At 71.9% G+C, this 20,983-nt stretch carries 13 protein-coding genes; 8 read left to right on the forward strand and 5 right to left on the reverse strand.

All coding sequences use genetic code 11. The annotated features are described in order from the left end of the window. Window positions 1-10 precede the first annotated feature (10 nt). From ACGFW6_RS16665 to ACGFW6_RS16695, 7 genes are all read left to right on the forward strand, one after another. Window positions 11-8,044: an aminotransferase class I/II-fold pyridoxal phosphate-dependent enzyme gene (locus ACGFW6_RS16665; RefSeq protein WP_393509446.1), complete on the forward strand. Its 8,034-nt coding sequence runs from the start codon at window positions 11-13 to the stop codon at window positions 8,042-8,044. 71 nt (window positions 8,045-8,115) lie between these two features. After that, on the forward strand, window positions 8,116-8,991 hold the full coding sequence (locus ACGFW6_RS16670; protein ID WP_393509449.1) for a thioesterase II family protein: 876 nt from the start codon (window positions 8,116-8,118) through the stop codon (window positions 8,989-8,991). Next, window positions 8,979-10,070 (forward strand): SAM-dependent methyltransferase, encoded by a 1,092-nt coding sequence (locus ACGFW6_RS16675; protein WP_393509452.1) that lies wholly within the window; start codon window positions 8,979-8,981, stop codon window positions 10,068-10,070. The genes ACGFW6_RS16670 and ACGFW6_RS16675 overlap by 13 nt, the downstream gene beginning before the upstream one ends. A 19-nt stretch (window positions 10,071-10,089) precedes the next feature. Beyond that, a complete protein-coding gene (locus tag ACGFW6_RS16680; protein WP_393509455.1) occupies window positions 10,090-12,801 on the forward strand; it encodes a PEP/pyruvate-binding domain-containing protein in 2,712 nt (903 codons plus the stop codon). A gap of 73 nt (window positions 12,802-12,874) precedes the next feature. Further along, a complete protein-coding gene (locus ACGFW6_RS16685; protein ID WP_393509458.1) occupies window positions 12,875-14,044 on the forward strand; it encodes a Rieske 2Fe-2S domain-containing protein in 1,170 nt (389 codons plus the stop codon). A gap of 33 nt (window positions 14,045-14,077) precedes the next feature. After that, a complete protein-coding gene (locus tag ACGFW6_RS16690) occupies window positions 14,078-14,758 on the forward strand; it encodes a DUF1295 domain-containing protein (protein WP_393509461.1) in 681 nt (226 codons plus the stop codon). Between the two features lie 111 nt (window positions 14,759-14,869). Then, entirely contained in the window at window positions 14,870-15,724 is an 855-nt protein-coding gene (locus ACGFW6_RS16695; protein ID WP_393509892.1) for a lysophospholipid acyltransferase family protein, read from the forward strand. On the opposite strand, the gene ACGFW6_RS16700 is transcribed toward ACGFW6_RS16695, so the two are convergent. From ACGFW6_RS16700 to ACGFW6_RS16710, 3 genes are all read right to left on the reverse strand, one after another. Next, window positions 15,716-16,222: a nitroreductase family deazaflavin-dependent oxidoreductase gene (locus ACGFW6_RS16700; protein WP_393509464.1), complete on the reverse strand. Its 507-nt coding sequence runs from the start codon at window positions 16,220-16,222 to the stop codon at window positions 15,716-15,718. The two genes, ACGFW6_RS16695 and ACGFW6_RS16700, sit on opposite strands and share 9 nt — an antisense overlap. Before the next feature lie 2 nt (window positions 16,223-16,224). Beyond that, window positions 16,225-16,902, reverse strand: a complete 678-nt coding sequence (locus ACGFW6_RS16705) for a TetR/AcrR family transcriptional regulator (RefSeq protein ID WP_393509467.1) — start codon at window positions 16,900-16,902, stop codon at window positions 16,225-16,227. Window positions 16,903-17,039: 137 nt separating this feature from the next. Next, window positions 17,040-17,858, reverse strand: a complete 819-nt coding sequence (locus tag ACGFW6_RS16710) for a rhomboid family intramembrane serine protease (RefSeq protein ID WP_393509470.1) — start codon at window positions 17,856-17,858, stop codon at window positions 17,040-17,042. Window positions 17,859-17,992: 134 nt separating this feature from the next. Between ACGFW6_RS16710 and ACGFW6_RS16715 the strand changes: the two genes are divergently transcribed. Further along, window positions 17,993-18,331 carry a hypothetical protein gene (locus tag ACGFW6_RS16715; protein ID WP_393509473.1) on the forward strand — a complete coding sequence of 113 codons (339 nt, stop codon included), beginning with the start codon at window positions 17,993-17,995 and terminating at the stop codon, window positions 18,329-18,331. Window positions 18,332-18,465: 134 nt separating this feature from the next. Here ACGFW6_RS16715 and ACGFW6_RS16720 read toward each other — a convergent pair whose 3' ends face one another. Together ACGFW6_RS16720 and ACGFW6_RS16725 are read right to left on the reverse strand one after the other, a co-directional pair. Then, window positions 18,466-19,875 carry an FAD-dependent oxidoreductase gene (locus tag ACGFW6_RS16720; RefSeq protein WP_393509476.1) on the reverse strand — a complete coding sequence of 470 codons (1,410 nt, stop codon included), beginning with the start codon at window positions 19,873-19,875 and terminating at the stop codon, window positions 18,466-18,468. Window positions 19,876-19,902: 27 nt separating this feature from the next. Continuing rightward, window positions 19,903-20,895: a DUF4349 domain-containing protein gene (locus tag ACGFW6_RS16725; RefSeq protein ID WP_393509478.1), complete on the reverse strand. Its 993-nt coding sequence runs from the start codon at window positions 20,893-20,895 to the stop codon at window positions 19,903-19,905. Window positions 20,896-20,983: the final 88 nt, after the last annotated feature.

Here is a 20,983-nt window from a genome sequence, read left to right on the forward strand (position 1 = left end):
GGAGACGCTCATGAACCAAGGCCCGAGGGACACTTCCCGCCGGGACGAGGAACCGAGGACAGTTGCCGGGCTCGTGCGACACCACTGCGAACAGCGCCCGGACGCCCTCGCGTACCGCTTCCTCACCGGCGCCGGCAGCGACGGCGAGTCGCTCACCTACCGCGAACTCGATCTGCGCGTGCGGGCGGTGGCCGTCGTCCTGCAGCGCGAGAACCTGGCCGGCAAGCCCGTCCTGCTGCTCCACCCGCCGGGGCTCGACTACGTCGCCGCCTTCCTGGGCTGTCTGTACGCGGGCGCCGTCGCCGTACCGGCGTACCCACCGGACATCCGGCGCTTCGGCCAGACCATGCCCCGTCTTGCCGCGATCGCCCGGGACGCCAGGGCCACGCACGCGCTGACGACCGGGGAGATCTCCCGTTTCATGGCCGACCGGCACGACGAACTCGCCGCGCTCGGCCTGGGGGGCCTGCGCCTGCTGGTGACCGACGGCCTCGGCACCACCGGCGCCGACGACTGGCGCGCCCCGGGGCCCTCGGGGCAGGCAACGGCCTTCCTCCAGTACACCTCGGGTTCGACGTCGTCCCCCAAAGGCGTCATGGTCGGCGACGACAACCTGATGCACAACCTCCGCGCCATCCACCGGCGGCTGAGGCACGACGCCGACTCGGCCATGGTCTCCTGGCTGCCGCCGTACCACGACATGGGTCTCATCGGCGGCATCCTGACCCCGCTGTACGGGGGGTTCCCCGCGCATCTGATGGCGCCCATGTCCTTCGTACGGCAGCCGCTGCTGTGGCTGGAGACACTGTCCCGCACACGGGCCTCCACCAGCGTCGCGCCCAACTTCGGCTTCGAGCACAGCGTCCGGAGGATCACGGACGAGCAGTGCGAGGGCCTGGACCTGAGCCACTGGCGGCTGGCGCTGAACGGCGCCGAGCCGGTGCGCGCCGACACCCTGCGGCGCTTCACCGACCGCTTCGCCTCCTGCGGCTTCCGGGAAAGCGCCCTCCTGCCGTGCTACGGCCTCGCCGAGGCGACGCTGATGGTGACCGGTGTGCCGGCCGACGTGGCGCCCACCGTCGGCACCTTCGCGTCCCGGGCCCTGGGGGACGGCACGGTGCAGCCCGTGGCCGGGGCGGACGACGGCCTGGTGACCGAGGTCGTCGGATGCGGCCCGGCCGTCGACGGCGTGGACATCGCGATCGTCGACCCCGGCACACGGCGACGGATCACGACACGGGACCGGATCGGAGAGATCTGGATCGCCGGCGGCAACGTCGCCCACGGCTACTGGCGTCGGCCCGAGGCCACCGACGAGGCGTTCCGGGCCCTGATCGAGGGGGAGGACGACACACCCCACCTGCGCACCGGCGACCTCGGCTTCCTGCGCGACGGTGACCTGTACGTCGTCGGCCGTACCAAGGACGTCGTCATCGTGCAGGGCCGCAACCACTACCCGCACGACATCGAGCTCACCGCGGAGCGGACCGACGCGTCACTGCGCACGGGCAGTGGCGCCGTGTTCTCGGTGGAGGTGGACGGCGCCGAGCAGATGGTCGTCGCCTACGAGGTCGAGGGCCGGCGCGTGGCGGACGCGCCCGCGCTGCTGGCGCGGCTGCGCACCGCCATCGCCGAGGCGCACGACGTCACACCCCATGCCGTCCTCCTGCTCAAGCGGTCGACCGTGCACAAGACGACCAGCGGCAAGGTGCAACGCCAGGCGTCCAAGCGGGACTTCCTCGACCTGAGGCTCACCTCGATCGCGGCCAGCGTCACGCGGGACACCGAGGTCCCGGCCCGCGGCGGGGCGCTCACCGGGGCGCCCGACGGCCGACGCGGGCGCCTGGTGATCGACTCGGTCACCGAGGCGCTGACCGGCCTCTCCCCGGCGGACGACGCCCCGGACATCACCGACTGGACGTTCGCCGAGCTGGATCTCGACTACCCGGCGCTGCTGACCACCGTGCGCGATCTGGAGCAGCGGCTCGGCATCGCGATCCCGATCGGTGAACTGCTCGTGCGGCCACGCGTCGACACCTTGATCGCCCTCCTCCTCGGCGAGCGGCCCGGGGCGGACACCGCGCTGCCCGGCCCCGCGCCCGCCGACGACGCGCGGCGGACCGCGCCGCACGGGGCCGAGGCCATCGAGGGCTGGCTCATCCAGCGCATCGCGGGCCGTCTGGGACTGCCGGCGGAGACGATCGACGCCACGAGGCCGCTGGCGTCCCTGGGCCTGGACTCGAGGCAGGCGGTGGAGATCGCGACCGAACTCGGCCAGGTGACGGGGCGTGAGGTCACCACCGGCGCGGTCTTCGACCACCCGTCGGTACGAGCCCTGGCCCGACACCTCGGCACGGAACACCCGGCCCCGGCGGTGCCCGTTGGGCGGGGTGCGGACGACCGCCCGGCCCCGGCGGTGCCCCTTGCGCGGGGCGCGGACGAACGCCCGGCCCCGGCGGTGCCCGTTGCGCGGGGCGCTGCCGAACACCCGGCCACTGCGGTGCCCCTTGCGCGGGGTGCTGCCGAACGCCCGGCCCCGGCGGTGCCCGTTGCGCGGCGAGCGGACGGACACGCGCCCCCGGCGGTACCCGTTGCGCAGGGCGCGGACGCCCCGGTCGCGGGTGCTTGCCTCGACCAGGTGCGGGAGCCGGCCACGCGCGCGGCGGGGGACGGCGGCGCGGGCGAGCCCATCGCCATCGTCGGGGTCGGCTGCCGCTTCCCCGGGGCCCCCGACGCGGACAGCTTCTGGCGTCTCCTCGTGGACGGCCGTGACGCGATCACCGAGGTGCCCCGCGACCGCTGGGACGCCGGCCGGGTGAACGCGCCGGCCCACGGCGGCTTCCTCGACCGCGTCGACGAGTTCGACGCCCCCTTCTTCGGCATGTCGGCGAGGGAGGCCGGCCGCACGGACCCGCAGCAACGGGTGCTCCTCGAAGTCGCCTGGCAGACCCTGGACGACGCGGGCCTCGACCCGGGGCGGCTCGCGGGCAGCGCCACCGGAGTCTTCGTCGGCATCAGCAGCCACGACTACTCCGAGCTGCAGATGAGCCGACCGGAGGCCATCGACGTCCACGGCGCCACCGGCAACGCCCACTCCATCGCCGCGAACCGGCTGTCGTACACGCTCGACCTGCACGGTCCGAGCCTCGCCGTCGACACGGCGTGCTCGTCGTCCCTGCTGGCCGTCCACCTCGCCTGTGACAGCCTGCGCCGCGGGGAGTGCGCGGCGGCGCTCGCCGGTGGTGTGAACCTCATGGTCACGCCGGGGCTCTCCGTGGCCTTCGCCGCGGGCGGCATGCTGTCGCCGCAGGGCAGTTGCCGCACCTTCGACGACTCCGCCGACGGCTATGCGCGCGGCGAGGGCGCGGGCCTCGTCCTGCTCAAGCCCCTCACCGCCGCACTGGCCGACGGCGACCGGATCCACGCCGTGATCCGGGGCTCCGCGACGGGACACGGCGGCCGCAGCAACGGTCTGACGGCTCCGAAGGGCTCGGCGCAACGAGCCGTCTGTGAACAGGCCCTGGACCAGGCCGACCTGACTCCCGGTGAGGTCCACTACGTCGAGGCCCACGGCACCGGAACCGCACTGGGCGACCCCGTCGAGTGGGAGGCGCTGGCGGCCGTCTACGGCCGCGACCGCGCGGACGGCGAACCCTGCCTCGTCGGCTCGGTCAAGACCAACATCGGTCACCTGGAAGCGGCCGCGGGCATCGCCGGCCTGATCAAGGCGGCGCACGTCGTGCGCCACCGCCAGGTGCCACCGACCCTGCACCTGCGCACCCCGAACCGCCATCTGGTGAGCGGCGCGGCCCTCGACGTGCCGACCCGGCTCACCAGCCTTCCCGAAGGGACCCCGGCACGGGCCGCCGTCAGCTCCTTCGGGTTCGGCGGCGCCACCGCGCACCTGATTCTCGAAGCGCCCCCCGAGCCGGCCCGGGTCGAGACGCCCGCGCCGAAGCGCCCGGTGCACGCGCTGTGCCTCTCGGCCCACACACCGGCGGCACTCACCGCGTTGGCGCAGAAGTGGCGCACCCACCTGGCCGCCCGCCCGGACGCGGACATCGCCGACCTGTGCCACACGGCGAACACGGGCCGCGCCCGCCTCGGCCACCGGGCCGTCGCCATCGGCGGCTCCGCCGAGGCACTGGACAGCGCCCTCGACGCCCTGGTCCGCGGCGAGGCGTCGACCGCCGTGGTCCGCGACCGGCTCCGGGCCGGACCCGCGCCGCGGACGGCCTTCCTCTTCAGCGGTCAGGGCACCCAGTACACCGGCATGGGCAAGGGGCTCTACGACACCCACGGCGGCTTCGCCCGCACCATCGACCGCGCCGACGGCGTGCTGCGTCCCCACCTCGGCGTGCCGCTGCCGGAACTGCTCTTCGCCGACGCCGGCGGAGCCCGGCTGCGCGGCACCCGTTACTGCCAACCCGCCCTGGTGGCGCTGGAGGTGGCCCTCGCCGAGGTGTGGATGTCGCTGGGCGTGCGGCCGGCCGCGCTGCTCGGCCACAGCATCGGGGCGTACGGCGCCGCGTGCGTGGCCGGTGTGATGTCACTGGAGGACGCGCTGACGCTGGCGGCGATACGCGGTCGGCACATGGACGACCAGCCGGGCGACGGCGCGATGATCGCGTGCGTCGGGGCGGCGGACGTGATCCACGCGGTGGCCGACACCTTCGCCTCCGTCTCGCCGGCCGCCGTCAACGGTCCCGGCCACCTGGTCCTGTCCGGGGCCCGGGAGGAGATCGACGAAGCCCGCTCCCTGCTCCAGGACAGGTCCGTCGTGGTGCGGCCGCTGGCCGTCTCACACGCCTTCCACTCCCCGCTGATGGCCGGTGCGGCGGGACCGCTGCGGGAGGCGGCCCAGGCCGTGAGGTTCGCGGAGCCCAACATCCCGTGGATCTTCGACGGCACCGGCGAGCAGATCACCGGACGCATCGGCGCCGACGACCTGGCGGAGCACATGCTCGGCACGGTCCGCTTCGCCGACGGATTCGCGACGCTGCGCCGCCTGGGCTGTGACGCCTTCGTCGAGATCGGCCCGCACCCCACCCTGCTCAATCTGGCCCGCACGACGACCTCCCCGGACAGCGAGAACCCGCTGCTGTGGCTGCCCTCGCTGCGCAGGGGCGGCCCGGCGGGCAGCTCCGACTGGGAGACCCTCCTGCAGTCGCTCGGCCGCCTCCACTGCGCCGGCGGCGAGGTGGACTGGGCGGCGCTCGACGAGGGACACCGGCGAGCGCGCGTGCCCGTACCGCACACGGTCTTCGAACGGCAGTCGTACTGGTTCACGCCGCCCACGCAGGAGGTGCCGGACATGCGGGATCCCGCGACCGACGCGACCGGCACAGCCGCGCGGCACGAGGGCGCTGACGCCGCCCCCGCACCCGCCGGCGAGCCCGACACACGCCGGGTGCTCCTCGAACACGTCGCGCGGGTGTGTGCCTTCCCCGTCGACCAGATCTCCCTCGACGCGCACCTGGGCCGGGACCTCGGTTTCGACTCGCTGATGCGCACCGAACTGGAGCGGGCGCTGGCCCGCGCGTTCCCCGGATGCCTGGAACGGCACCGGGAGTCGCTGTCCGAGGACCCCAGCGTCCGGGAGCTGGCGGACCTGCTCCCCCGGACGGCACCGGCCGTCGCGAGCGGTGCACCCTCGCCCGAACCCCGCCGGGAGCCCACGAACGGACCGGCCGCGACGAGCCGTCCTGCCCCCGCGGTCCGCCAGGAACGGGAGTTCGAGGAGTGGGCCGAGTACGCGGAACTGCAGGGCAGGCTGGGCCAGGCCAGGTCGAGCGGCGCCAACCCGTACGGCCGTGTCCACGAGGGACACAACGCGGGACGCGCCACCGTCGAGGGCCGTACCGTGCTCAACTTCGCGTCCTTCAACTACCTCGCGCTCTCCCACCACCCGCGCGTCCGCAAGGCGGCGCAGGAGGCCATCGACCACTACGGCACGTCCAGTTCGGCGACGCCACTGCTGTTCGGCGAGACGCCGCTGCACCACGAACTGGATGCCGAGATCGCCTCCTTCCTCGGCACCGAGGACGCGATCGTCTTCGCCGGGGGCCATGCCACCAACGTGGCGACGATCGGCCACATCCTCGGCCCCGAGGACCTGGTCCTGCACGACGAGTGGATCCACGACAGTGCCGTACGCGGCGCCATCCTGTCCGGGGCGCGGCGCAGGCCGTTCCCGCACAACGACTGGCGGGCCCTGGACTCGATGCTGGGCTCGCTGCGCGCGCACCACCGCCGGGCCCTCGTGCTCATCGAGGGCGCCTACAGCCAGGACGGCGACATCCCCGACCTGCTCCGGTTCATCGAGGTCAAGAAGCGCCACGGCGCGATGCTGATGATCGACGAGGCGCACTCCATCGGCGTACTGGGGCGTACGGGCCGGGGCGTCGGTGAGTACTTCGGCGTCGACCGCCACGACGTCGACCTGTGGATGGGCACGCTGAGCAAGGCCCTCGGCAGCCTCGGCGGCTACATCGCCGCCCGCCGCCCGCTCATCGAGTACCTCCGGTTCACCGCGCCGCTGCACATCTTCAGCACCGGGATCTCCCCGGCGAACACGGCCGCGGCCCTGGAGGCGATCCGGGTCGTCAGGGACGATCCGCAGCGGGTGGCCCGGGTACGGCGCCTGGCCGAGCACTTCCGCGACGAGGCCAGGGCCCGCGGCCTCGACATCGGCGTCTCCCGCGCGTCCGCGGTGATCCCGGTCATCATCGGCGACTGGGAGAAGACCATGACGCTGTCCAACACCCTGCTGGAGCGGGGCGTGAACGTGATGCCCATCGGCTACCCGGCCGTCGCCCGCGACGAGTGCCGCCTGCGGTTCTTCATCAACGCCGACCACAGCGAAGAAGACCTGGAACATTCCCTCGACATCCTGGGGCGCGCCATGGCGGACCACGAGACCGAGACCTCACCCACGGCCCCCGGCGCGACGGAGCGGACCGCGCCCGGCGCCACCGCGTCCGACTCCGTGCCGGAGACGGTAACGCGACACCCGCACGTCACTCCCCGCGACTCCGGCGCGGACGTCCTGGTCGCGGGCGCGAGCGGCTTCATCGGGGGACACCTGGCCCGGCGGCTCGCCGAACACGGCCACCGGGTACGGGTGCTGGTCCGCGACGGCAGCGACCGCTCCGCCTTCGCCGGCGTCGACGTCGAGATCGCCACCGGTGACCTCGGCGACCCCGACAGCCTGCGCCGCGCGACGGCCGGCGTGCGGCACGTCTACAACTGCACCGGGATGTCCGCCGACTGGGGCCCCTGGGAGGAATTCCGGAGCGTCAACGTCGACGGCAGCCGCCGCCTCGTCGAGGCGGCACACCACGCGGGCACCGTCGAACGCTTCCTGCACGTCAGCACCACCGACGTCTACGGCTACCCGGTCACGCCCTGCGACGAGTCCGCGGAACCGCGGGACATCGGCCTGCCGTACAACCGCAGCAAGGTGCTCGGCGAACGCGCCGTGCGGGAGACGGCCGAGCGAACCGGACTGCCCCTGACCGTCGTGCGGCCGGTCTCGGTCTACGGGCCGCGCAGCAAGGACTTCGTGATCGAGATCGCGACCCTCCTGCTGAGCCGGCAGATGGTCTACATCCGCCGGGGGGACGTGCCGGCCGGACTCGTCTACGTGGGCAACCTCGTCGACGGCATGATCGCCGCCTGCACCTCCGAGACCGCGGCCGGCCGGACGTACAACCTGCGCGACGCCGATCTGACGACCTGGCGCGAGTACGTGGAGGCCCTGGCGCAGGGCCTGGGCGTGCGGCCGCCGGCCTTCAGCCTGCCCACGCCGCTGGCGCGCGGTGTGGCCACGGCGTCCGAGCGGATCTACGGCGCCCTGGGCGTCAAGGCCCGCCCGGTGCTCACCCGGCACGCCGTCCATCTCTTCGACCGGGACCAGTCCTACGCCATCGACCGCGCCCGGGACGACTTCGGCTTCAAGAGCGAGGTCGGCTTCCAGGAGGCCATGGATCTCACCCTGGCCTGGCTCAACTCGCCCGAGGGCCGCAAGCACGTCCCCCGCTGAGAACGACCGCCACGCACACCGGCACCCGCGAAGACCACGAACAGTGACGACCGAGGACTGCGAGGATCCACGTGCCCATCACCGAGCGGCCGCCGGGGCCCGCCACAGCCCCGCGGCCACCCGCCGTCGGCTGGTTCCCGGGGCTCACGCCCGGCGGAGCCCAGGCCGCGCCTCTCCGACTGATCTGCTTCCCGTACGCCGGCGGCACCCCTTCCGTGTATCGCGGCTGGGACGCCCGCCTGGGAGCGGACGTGCACGTCGTCCCCGTCCTGCTGCCCGGGCGCGGAAGGCGGCTGCGCGAGCGGCCCTACTCGGCCATGCGGCCACTGGCCCGCGACATCGCGGAAGCACTGGTGCAGGCCGAACTCGCCCACGACTACGCCCTGTTCGGCCACAGCATGGGCGCGCTTCTCGCCTACGAGGTCGCCTGCGAGCTGCGCGAGCGAGGACACGGCACCCTTCGGCACCTGTTCGTGTCCGGGAGCCGGGCGCCCCACCTCTACGGCGACCGCGACGACCGGACCCTGTCCGACGCGGACCTGCGGCAACTGGTCCGCGCCCTCGGCGGCCTCGGTGACGACGACACCGTCGGCAGTGCCTACCTGGACCGGCGCCTGCCGGTGCTGCGCGCCGACCTGACCACGTGCGAGGAGTACCGGTGGGTTCCGCGGGCCCCGCTGGACTGTCCCATGACCGCGTTCTCCGCCACCCGTGACCCCATCGCGCCGCGCCCCTCCGTGGAGGCCTGGCGGTCGTACACCCGCGGCTCCCTCCTCCACCACCACCTGGAGGGCGACCACTTCTTCCTCAACGGCCTCTCGTGGCCGGCACTCCTGCGCGAGATACGGAACGAACTCGCCCGGCTCACCGACGAGCCGGGCGGGCCGGCCCCGGACGCGCCCGACCGACTCCCCACTCCGAAGAGGGAACCCTCATGGATCTGCTGAGCCTGGCCAGGAACGTCAAACACCGGGTCGAGGAACCGCTCATGGACGCGCTGTCCGTGGCGAAGATCGTCACCGACCCGCGCAACCCGGTGCTGCTGACGCTCTCGACCGCACTCGTCAACCCGTTGTACCGGGCGGCGTTCCTGGCCTCCGCCGCGGGCTCGGGCGTCCTGCGGTGCCTGGCGGTGCGCCCGTGCGACCTGGAGAGCCTCGCCGAGTATCTGGACATCCCCGAGGACGACCGTCCCCGGCTGCGGGCCTGGCTCGAAACCGGCGTCCGGCTCGGCGAGTTGGGGCGCCGCGAGGGCTGTTACCGGCTCAAGAGCCCCACGGCCAGGCTCCTGGCGCAGCCCGGGAACGACGCCGTCGCCGCGGCCCTCGAAGAGATCCTGCGCTTCCATGTGCCGGTACTGCTGGACGCGCCCCGCATGCTCTCCGCAGGCCGCCGCTTCTCCCTGGCGGACCAGGACGGAACCGTCATCGCACGCTCCTCCCTGGCGCTGCGCTCGATGGTCCAGGCGGCCATCGACCGGACCCTCGACCGCGACGGCCCGGTCCGACTGCTGGAGATCGGCTGCGGGACGGGCGCCTACGTGCGCTACGCCGCCGAGTCGAACCCCCGGCTGACCGCCGTCGCCGTCGACCTCCAGGAGGAGGTCGCCGCGCGTGCCGCCGAGAACATGGCCGCATGGGGCCTGACCGAGCGCGTGGAGACCCGCCAGGGAGACCTGCGCAAGCTGGACCTGCAGCCCCAGTTCGACCTGGTCACCCTCCACAACAACATCTACTACTTCCCCGAGACCGAGCGCGTCGAGGCGCTCGAACGGGCTCGGTCCCTCCTCGCCCCGGGTGGCCGGATGCTGCTCACCACGTCGTGCCAGGGCGGCGGCAACCTCGGCCTCGACGTGCTCAACCTCTGGTTCACCTTCGCCGACTTCGGCGGCCCCCTGCCCCGGGCGGACGAGCTGGTCTCCCAGATGGAGGAGGCCGGCTTCACCGGCGTACGGGCCACTCGGATCATTCCCGGTCAGCCGTTCCGCGCCTTCGTCGGCACCAACTCTCCCGCCCACAGCGCCTGACAGGCCAGGAGACCTCATCATGGAAACCCGAACCGACAGCATCCCGGCCCCGGCCGCGCAGGCGCCGCACGCGGACCTGGTGATCACTCTCGGCCGCACCGGTGCCACCGTCGAGACCGCCGGGGGCAAGGCCGCCCGGCTGGGCGAGATGATCGAAGCCGGCCTTCCGGTCCCGCCCGCCTTCTGTCTGAGCACCGGTCTGTTCGACCTGTTCCTGCGCGAGACCGGTCTGGCGGCCGAGGTCCGCGCCGCCGAGGCGCGCGGCGCGGACAGCCGGACCATCCGTGCACTGATCGCCGGCCGGGAGATGCCCGAGACCATCGCCCGGACCGTCCTCGCCGCCTACGAGGACCTGGGCCGCCCGCGGGTCGCCGTCCGGTCGTCCGCCTGCCGGGAGGACTCCGCCGACCGTTCCTTCGCCGGACAGCACGACACCGTCCTGGACGTCTCGGGCGACGAGGCGCTGCTGGAGGCGGTCAAGACCTGCTGGGCCTCGCTCTGGTCCGACCGCGCCGCGGCCTACCGGGACAGCGGCTCCGCGGGCTCGATCGCCGTGGTCGTGCAGGAGATGGTCCACGCCGACGTCAGCGGGGTGCTGTTCACCGTCGACCCGGTCGGCGGACAGCCCAACCGGCTGGTCGTGGAGGCCTGTTGCGGTCTGGGAGAGGGCCTGGTGTCCGGGCGGGTCTCCAGCGACTTCTTCGCCGTCGACGACCGCACGCTGGAGGTGGTCGAGGAGCGCGTCCGCTACAAGGTGACCAAGTGCGCCTCCCTGACCCCCGGCACCATCGGCATGACCAAGGTCGACGCCGCCGACCGCAGCACCCCGTGCCTGACCCGCGCACAGCTCACGGAGCTCGCCCGGCTCGCCCTCGACGTCCGTGCCCACTACGGCACCGAGCAGGACGTCGAGTGGGCCCTGCGGGACGGCACCCTGTATCTGCTGCAGACCAGGCCGATCACCACGCGCCCCCGGGAGAACACCACCGAGGAGAAGCACAGCCCCTACGTCGCACCGCAACCGGACGCGGTGCGTCAGGGCACGCTCTGGTCCAGGATGGACATCGGCGAGATCTTCGTCGGCCTGATGTCACCGCTGGGCCTGAGCTTCGCCCGCTACTACCAGCAGCACGTGCACCGCGACTGCGCCGCCGCCCTCGGCGTCCGCGACACCGGCGACGTCGACCTGCACATGGGCTACCTGCAGGGCCACGTCTACCTCAACATCTCCTACACCGCCCATCTGCTGGGCCAGTGCCTGCCCACCCGCGACCAGCGCCACTTCACCAGCCGCTTCGTCAGCGAGGAAGCCGACCTCTCCACCTACGAGAACCCCTTCGGCACCTTCCCCGGCGGCATCGACGACCTCCTGTCCACCCTCCACTGGGTGCGGTCGACGGCGACCGAGATGCTGACCATGAAGCACCGCGCCGAGGAGATGGTCGCCACCCGGCTCTACGAGTTCGACCGCGCCCGGCGACTGGACCTCACCCGGATGAGCCGCCGCGAGCTCAACGCCGAACTCCTCCGCTACCTCGACTTCTTCCACGACGCACACGTGGGCTACATGCCCTACTACATCAATGCGTTCGGTTTCTACGGAGTCCTGACGGAGCTCTGCCGCAGCTGGCTCGGCGCCGACGGCGACAACCTGCAGAACCGCCTCAAGACCGACATGTCCAGCCTGCGGACCGTGGCATCCGCGCAGGAGATCTGGAAGGTCGCGCAGGCCGCCCGGGCCCGGCCGCGGGTCATGAAGATCATCGATGAGACTCCGCTGGAAGAGGTCGCGCGCCGGCTGCGCGCCGACGAGGAGGGCCGCGCCTTCTGGAACGCCGAGATGGAACCGTTCCTGCGGGCCAACGGCACCCGCGGCCGGCAGGAGATGGAGCTCACGCATCCGCGCTGGATCGACGACCCCTCGTACCTCTTCCAGATGATCCGCCGCTATGCCGCCGACGGATTCTCCGTCGACGACCTCATGGGGCGCAGCCGGGCCCGGGCGGAGGGCGACGCCAGGTCGGCGCTGGAGAAGCTGCCGCTGCCCCAGCGCAAGACCCTCGAGACGGTCATCGCGCTGTACTCCCTGTGCAGCGAGCTGCGCGAGACCACACGCATGTCCATGATCACGTCGATCTGGCTGGTCAGGAACGTGGTGTACGAGGTCGGGCGCAGGCTGCACGCGGAAGGCGTCCTGCACTCCCTGGACGAGGTCGCCCACCTCGACTTCGAGGACGTCCGGACCTACCTGGCCGGGACGCGCACGGGCCGCGAGGCGTTCCCCCGCACGGAACTCGACGAGCGCCGGCGCGCGCACGACTACCACAACCGGCTGCCCGAGCCCCCGCTGACGTTCGTCGGCGAGCACGACCCGACCCGGTCGGTGCGGCCCGCGGCCGGCGGGACACGCCTGGAGGGACTGGGCTCCAGTCCGGGACGCATCGTCGGACGGGCCCGCATCGTGGAGGACCTGGTCTGGCAGGCGGACGAGTTCCAGCCGGGGGAGATCCTGGTCACCCGCTACACCGACGCCTCCTGGACACCGCTCTTCGCCATCGCCGGCGGCGTGGTCACCGACGTCGGATCGATGCTCTCCCACAGTTCGATCGTCTCGCGCGAGTTCAACGTGCCCTCGGTGGTCAACACCAAGTACGCCACACAGCGCATCAACACGGGCGACATGGTCATGGTCGACGGCGACACCGGTGTCGCCGAGGTCGTCGAAGGCTGAGCCGGAGCCGCCCATCCGCCCCTACACCCCGCCCGGTTCACCACGGCGCGGGTGACGAGAGGAAGACACCAGGATGATCCCCAACCAGTGGTACCCGATCCTGCAGACCTCCGACATCAAGCGCGACAAGCCGACCGGGGTGCGCCGCATGGGCGAGGAACTCGTCCTGTGGCGGGACCTCGACGGCAACCTCGTGTGCCAGACGGCGCGCTGTCCCCACAAAGGCGCCAACATCGCCGACGGCCGGCTCAAGGGCAACACCGTCGAATGCCCCTACCACGGCTTCCGTTTCAACGCCGAGGGCACCTGCAAGGTGGTGCCCGCCCTGGGCGCCGACGCGCGCATACCCGCCTCGCTCAAGTTGCGGACCTACCCGGTGCGGGAGGAGCACGGCCTGGTCTGGCTGTGGTGGGGACAGGAGCGGGAGGAACTCCCGGCGATCGAGCTGCCGACCGAACTCGTCAGCAATCCCAGGCCCTACGAGACCATTTCGTGGACCCGGCCCGTCCACTACACGCGCTACATCGAGAGCCTGCTCGAGTTCTACCACGTGACCTTCGTGCACCGGGATCACTGGACGAACAACATCGACTACACCTTCATGTACGGCACCGCGCGCAACCTCTGGATGGACGGGCGCGACCGCTACCTCGCCGCCAACACCATCGTGAACCACCAGGTCGAGGTCGACGGGACCGTCATCCGCTCCACCTTCGACCAGTGCGAGGAGGACAACCCCGGGAACAGCTCCCACTTCAACCTCATCTACCAGGCCCCTGCCCTGACGCATGTGAAGACCGGGCTCCTGGAGATCACCACCTGGCTCACCCCCATCGACGACGAGAACACCCTGGCGATCATGCGGCTGTACGAGTACCCGATGCTGCGGACCATGGTGCCGGTCAAGCAGCTGCGGCCCTGGGTGCTGCGGGCGTCGCTGCTCATGGAGAAGCTCGTCCAGGACCCGCAGGACGTGGGCATCATGCTCCGTCAGGAGCCCAAGGTGAGCGAACGCGGCGTGAACAAGCTCATCGCGGTCGACGAGATGAACGCCAAGTTCCTGCAGATGCGCGACCGCCTCAAGGCGGAGGCCGCCGCCCACGCGAACGCCCCGGCCGGTGAACCCGGCGACCCCCAGGCCCCGGCGGGCGAGAACGGCCCCAAGGAGACCAAGGGCACCCGCGGCAGGCGCGCCGCCGAGCCGAGGAACCGGACCGGCAACCTGGCCAAGGCCCGGTCGTAAGGCCCCCACCGCAACGGAAAGCGAGCGTGAGAGATGTACGGCGGGTACGACACGTCGATCGGCCCGAAGGCGCTGGTGACCACGTGCAACACCGCAGCCGTGGTGATGGCCGCCTGGTTCCTGTTCGGCGGCACGGACACCGTGGCCGACTGGTTCGGCACCCACTTCGACCACGCCGAGCCGCTCCGCCGTGGCCTCCTTCTCGCCCTGTCGGCGATCTACCTGCTCCGGTTCGTCGCCACGACCTTCGTCATGCTCAAACGCAGCATGGAGTGGTCGGAGGCCGCGACCGTCGGGGTCTGGGTCGTCATCATCCACGGCACCATGGCCTATCTGGGCGGCACCAACGCCGGCTCCGTGGGAGCGTTCGCCTGGCTCGGCGTCGTGCTCTACCTCGTCGGGTCGTACCTCAACACCGGCTCGGAGTACCAGCGCAAGCTGTGGAAGCAGGTGCCGGAGCACAAGGGGAAGCTCTACACGGAGGGCTTGTTCAAGTACTCCATGCACATCAACTACTTCGGCGACGTCGTGCTCTTCACCGGTTTCGCGCTGGTGACGGGCAGTCCGTGGGCCTTCGTCATCCCGGCGACCATGGCGTGCATGTTCGCCTTCCTGAACATCCCCATGCTCGACAAGTACCTGGCCGAGCGGTACGGCGACGCCTTCCACGAGTACTCCGGGAAGACCGCCAAGTTGGTGCCGTTCGTCTACTGAGAGTTCGTCTGCCGCGAGTTCGTGCACCGAGAGGACGAGAGCCGTATGGACGAGGCGGGCCGAGGAGAAGGGCAGCCTCCGCAGGACCGGGTGAGCCCCCGGGACCTGTTCATGGAGACGGTCGCCCAGGGCATGCTGGCTCTGGCCCGGGGACGCGACCTCCTGGACCGCTGTCTCACCGACGAGCAGAGCGTGGACGACTTCGGCTACGACCCCGAACTCACCGACGACGTCCTGCTGGCGCCTTTCAGGCAGCTGTACGGCAAGTACTTCCGCGTCGAAGTGCAGGGCCTGGACAACGTACCGGACACGGGTGGCGCCCTCGTCGTGGCCAACCACTCCGGAACGCTGCCGCTGGACGCGCTCATGCTGCAGATCGCCCTGCGCGACCATCACCCCGCGCACCGGGCGCTGCGGCTTCTCGCCGCCGACCTGGTCTTCGACCTGCCGGTCCTGCGGACACTGGCCCGCAAGGCCGGCCACACGGCCGCCCGCATGGACGGCGCACTGCGGCTGCTGGAGCGCGGCGAGCTGGTCGGCGTCATGCCCGAGGGCTACAAGGGGCTGGGCAAGCCGTTCACCGAGAGGTACCGGCTGCGCCGGTTCGGCCGGGGCGGCTTCGCGGCCGTCGCGCTGCGCACCGGGAGCCCTCTCGTGCCCTGCTCCATCGTGGGTGCCGAGGAGATCTACCCGATGATCGCGGACGCCCGCCCGCTGGCCCGGCGTCTCGGGCTGCCCTACTTCCCGATCACGCCCGCGTTTCCCCTGCTCGGCCCGTTGGGCGCCGTCCCCCTGCCGACGAAGTGGACGATCCGGTTCGGTGAGCCGGTCCGGACCGACCACTACTCCCCGCAGACGCTTCAGGACCCGATGTTCGTCCACAAGCTCTCGGACGAGGTCCGCGACACCATTCAGGAAACGCTGACCGAGATGGTGCGCGCACGGGGTTCGCTCTGGTCAGGGTGAGGAGGACACGGGCGTGCCCTCGAGCCGTACGAACGGGGTGGCCGCACCGATGTGCCGGTAGGCGGCCTCGCCGTCGGCCACGGGAAAGCCCATGAGCGAGGCCAGGCGGCGGGCGGCTCGCGGGTGCCGACGGGCGTAGTCGGCCATGACTCCGGCGCCTTCCTCCGGCGACAGGAAGTGAGCCGTGGCGCGGAAGCGTCGCCTGCCGAACTGGACGGTGGCCTCCGGCCGATGACGCAGATTCCGGTACCAGTCGGATGTCGGGCCGAAGCCCGAGGCGACGGTCCAGGTGTCCGTGTCGCGGTCGTGGGACACCACCTCGAGCACCACCTGGCGCTCGCGGCCGGACTTGCGACCGGTGTGGCGCAGCAGCAGGAAACGTCCGCCGAGCAGTGGCCCCAGCCCGGCGTGATACAGACGGATGGGCAGCCGGAACGCCAGACGCCGCCATCCGGTGGGAGGTTGAGGGCGCTGGGGCGTGTTCTGGTGTCGCGTCATCGTCACCTTCCTGACGGAGAGTTCCGCATCGTTTCCCGGCCTGTCTCGCAAGCGTCTCCTTGTGGTGACGCGTTCAGCCCGCCCGCGTAGATGCTGAGCATCTCCGGCGCCCAGCGGGCCACCCCGTCGGCCGACAGCGGGTCGCTGCCGAGGACTTCGGCGAGCCGGTCGCGCAGGAGGAAGACGGCCAGGTCGTTGGCGAGCAGGAAGGCCGCGCGGACCGCCGGCTCCCGGCCGGGTGCGGCCAGGCCGGCCGCCGCCAGGCCGTTCAGGGCGGCTCGGCTGAGTTCGAACAGGCGCTGGAAGAGCTGTCTGCCGACGTCGGTGTCGGACAGCAGCAGGCGGCGCAGGTAGCCGGGCAGCGGAGAGCCGGCCGGGAGGTGGCGGGTGAACGCCTCGCTGAGGGAACTCGCTCCGGTCCCGGGGTCGAGGAGCTCAGCCCCGCTCTCGTCGGTCAGTTCCCCCAGCATCGCCTCGAACACGGCCAGGACGTACCCGTCGACCTCCTGACGCAGACCGTCCTTCGACCCGAAGTGATGCACCACGAGTCCGGCCGACACACCTGCGGCCTCGGCGATCTGACGCACGGTCACCGACTCCGGTCCACGGTCGGCGAACAGGCGAAGGGCCTCGTCGCGGATGACCGCCCGAGTGGTCCGGTCGTCCGGGGTTGAACGCATGTACAACATGCTAAACAGCCGTTCAATGCCGCGTCCAGGGACCCCGTGGCGCGTTGCCGAGGTGCCTCGTCACGGGATCTCCCCAGCGGCCCCAGCGGCCCCAGCCGATCCAGGGGACCCACCGGACCCAGCAGCCCTCACCAGCCCGGCCGCGCCCGTCTGCCGAACAGCAGGCCCCGCGGCTCCGGTGGCGGCGGTGTCCCCGGTTTGAGCGGCCAGGCCAGCAGCATCCCCGTGAGGAAGCCGACGATGTGTGCCGCGTACGCCACCGTGCCCGCGTCGGAGACGCCCTCGCCGGACGAGTACACGGCCTGGAGCACGAACCAGAAGCCGAGCACCAGCCAGGCGGGCAGCCGCAGCGGCAGGAAGATCAGGAACGGCACGAGGACCCACACCCTGGCTCTCGGATACAGCACGAGATAGGCGCCCAGGACGCCCGCGATGGCCCCGGAGGCACCGATCAGCGGTTCGGCCGAGTCGTCGTTGAGAAGCGCGAAGCCGTAACTGGCCGCGTAGCCGCAGACGACGTAGAAGAGGAAGTACCGTACATGGCCCATGCGGTCCTCGACGTTGTTGCCGAAGATCAGCAGGAAGAGCATGTTCCCCAGCAGGTGCAGCCAGCCGCCGTGCAGGAACAGCGCGGTGAAGACCGACAGGGCGGGGGACTTGTCGTAGTCCGGGCGGCCGATCACACAGCCGGGGCCGTTCGGGCCCACGGCCACCTCGCCGGTGGGCACCACGCCCGGCAGCTGATCGTGGATCAACTCCCGCGGCACGGCAGCGTAGTGGTCCAGGAACGCGTGCAGATGGCACAGCTGGGCCAGGTTGCTCTCACCGGACACGGAGCCGGCTATGCCGGGCGTGGACAGGAAGACGAGGACGTTCGCGGCGATCAGCGCGTATGTCACCCAAGGGGTGCGGCTCACCGGATTCACGTCATGGACGGGGATGACCACGACTGGTATCTGCCCGGGATCCGTGCGGCGAATCGGTGTCCGGGGTGAACGGGTGTGTGACCGCCTGCGTATGTCTCGGCAACCGCCCGCGGCACGGGGAAGGCGGGTCGCGGGGTCTACGTGAGGAACAGGCGATGAACGAGCGAGTTGATCCTCAGATTCACGCGTTGCCCGACGGGGAGGCGGAGGTCGCGGTGGTGGTGCGGCTGCCGTGGGAGGACGTGGCGCGGCTGGGTCAGGAGGCCGGCCGGCTCGCGTCGCAGATGCAGCGGCCGGTGACGCTGGACGAGGCCGTGAGTCATCGGCTGCGGTCTGCGCGGCCCGCGGCGGCGCATGCGAAGCCGGCGGGGGAGCAGCCGGCTGCCGCCGCCGCGATGCCGCCGAGTGTGAGCGCGTCCGTTTCCTCGCTGCCGGCCCGGCCGCCCGCCGAACAGGCTCGGCAGGCCATCGAGAGGATCAACGGCAGCGCTTGAGCGCCGTAGGGGTGCGGGTGTTCGGCGGCGGGCGGCGGCGCGCCCTCCGCGGCCGATCGCGCGGTTCCCCGCGCCCCTGACGGCGTTGCCGGCGCCGCTCCCCATGCCGTCGAGGGCGTTGCCGGCGCCGTCTCTCACGAGGTGCCGGCGTGCACCGCCTTCGTCGCCTTGCGGGCCGCCACCAGGACCGGGTCCCAGACCGGGGAGAACGGGGGCGCGTATCCCAGGTCCAGGGCCGTCATCTGCTCCACCGTCATGCCGGCCGTCAGGGCGACCGCCGCGACGTCGACCCGCTTGCCCGCGCCCTCGCGGCCCACGATCTGCACGCCCAGCAGCCGTCCCGTGCGGCGCTCGGCGAGCATCTTGACCGTCATGGCGGAGGAGCCCGGGTAGTACCCGGCACGGCTGGTGGACTCGATGGTGGCCGTCACGTACTGCAGGCCCGCCCTGCGCGCGTCCTTCTCGCGCAGGCCCGTGCGGGCGATCTCCAGGTCGCAGACCTTGCTGACGGCCGTGCCGACCACACCGGGGAACGTGGCGTAGCCGCCGCCGGCGTTCGTGCCGATGATCTGGCCGTGCTTGTTGGCGTGGGTGCCGAGGGGGATGTGGCGTTCCTGCCCCGAGACCAGGTCGAGGACCTCGACGCAGTCGCCGCCCGCCCAGATGTTCTCGTGGCCGCGGACCCGCATGGCGAGGTCGGTCAGCAGGCCGCCGTGGTCGCCCACGGGCAGGCCCGCGGCCCGCGCGAGGGCGGTCTCCGGGCGGACCCCGATGCCGAGGACCACCACGTCCGCCGGGTACTCGGCGTCCTCGGTGGCGACCGCGCGGACGGCGCCGTCGTCACCGGTGAGGATCTTGGTGACCGCGGCGTCGTTGACCATGGTGATGCCGAGGCCCTCCATGGCCTCGTGCACCAGACGGCCCATGTCCGGGTCGAGGGTCGACATGGGTTCGCTGCCGCGGTTGACGACCGTCACCTCGTAGCCGCGGTTGATGAGCGCCTCGGCCATCTCCACGCCGATGTAGCCGGCGCCGACCACCACCGCGCGACGGCCACGCGTGCGTGCCAGCCGGTCGATCAGGGCCTGGCCGTCGTCCAGGGTCTGCACGCCGTGCACACCGGGGGCGTCGGCGCCCGGCATGTCGGGGCGGATCGGATACGCGCCGGTCGCGATCACGAGCTTGTCGTACGACGTCCAGAACTCGGCGCCGGAATCGACGTCACGCGCGCGTACCCGGCCGCCGGCCACGTCGATCTCCACGACCTCGGTCCGCATGCGCAGGTCGATGTCCCGCGCGCGGTGCTCCTCGGCCGTACGGGCGATCAACTGGTCCCGTCCGGACACCTCGCCGCCCACCCAGTACGGGATGCCGCACGCCGAGAAGGAGGTGAAGTGACCGCGCTCGAAGGCCACGATCTCCAGCTCCTCGGCGCTCCTCAGGCGACGCGCCTGCGACGCCGCGGACATCCCCGCGGCGTCGCCGCCGATCACCACCAGCCGTTCCCGCTCGCCCGGCACACCCCTCGCAGCGCTCATGTTCATGCGAACACGCTACGGGGGCAGGGAATTTCAGTCCTGTCCGGCGCTCTGCTCGTCCCCCGTGTGCGTGGGACGCGGAGCGGGGCGGGCCGCAGGCAGCGGGCCCGGCACGACGCCGGCGGGCGCGGTCGCTGGGCGGCGCGGCAGCCGGGGGCGCAGGACCTTCAGCCACAGCAGCAGAATCAGCGCCGCCACCGCCGCGAAGGGCAGCAGCGCGCCGAACGCCACCGCGATCCAGCGCAGCATCGTCACGAACGCGTTCCAGCCGCCCGCGAGCGCGTCCAGGAAGCCCGGGTCGTCGTCCTTCGCGGCCTTCTTCACCGGAGTCTCGGAGAGGGTCAGCGAGATCGTCGCGAGACTCGTGCGGTCCTTCAGGGACGCCTGCTGGGCCAGCAGCGACTCCAGGTCGGCCTGCCGCCGGCTCAGCTCGCCCTCCAGCGTCACCACGTCGCTCAGCCTGGTCGCCCGGTCCATCAGCTCACGGATCCGGGCCACGCTCGCCTGCTGCGACTTGACACGGCTCTCCACGTCCACGACCTGGTCGGTGACGTCCTGCGCCTTGGCACTGCGTTCGATCAGCCTGCCCGCGCCCTCCAGCTCCGTGAGGACCTCGGCGTACCCGTCGACGGGCACCCGCAGCACGACGCGGGTGCGCTCGTGACCCTCCTCGTCACGGGTGGTGGTCTCGTTGCCGATGTAGCCGCCCGCGTTCTCGGTGGTGGTGCGGGCCTCGTCGAGGGCCTTCGGTACGTCCTTGACCTGCACCGTCAGCGAGGCCGTGCGGATGATGTGGGTCGCCGGCAGCTTGGCGGGCGCGGTGGCCTTGTCGGCGCCGGACCCGCTGTCGGGGGCGCCCTGCTGGGCGTTCGCCTCGGAGTCGGCCCGGGCGGCCCCTCCCTTGGCGGCGGAGGCGCCGTCGCCGCCCGAGTCGCTCGCGCCGCTGCATCCGGTGAGCGCGAGAGCGGCGGCCAGCATGAGGCCCACCAGGGCCTGAGCGGGTCGTACGGAACGTCGTGTGCGCATGTCGGCATACCCCCGGGGGTCGTCGTGACGACTGATGCTCCTTCGACGCGGCGGCCTTGCGAAACGTTGGCCGGTGAGGGTCCCGATG

This window comes from Streptomyces sp. Y7, from assembly GCF_043195415.1.
Lineage (GTDB): Bacteria > Actinomycetota > Actinomycetes > Streptomycetales > Streptomycetaceae > Streptomyces.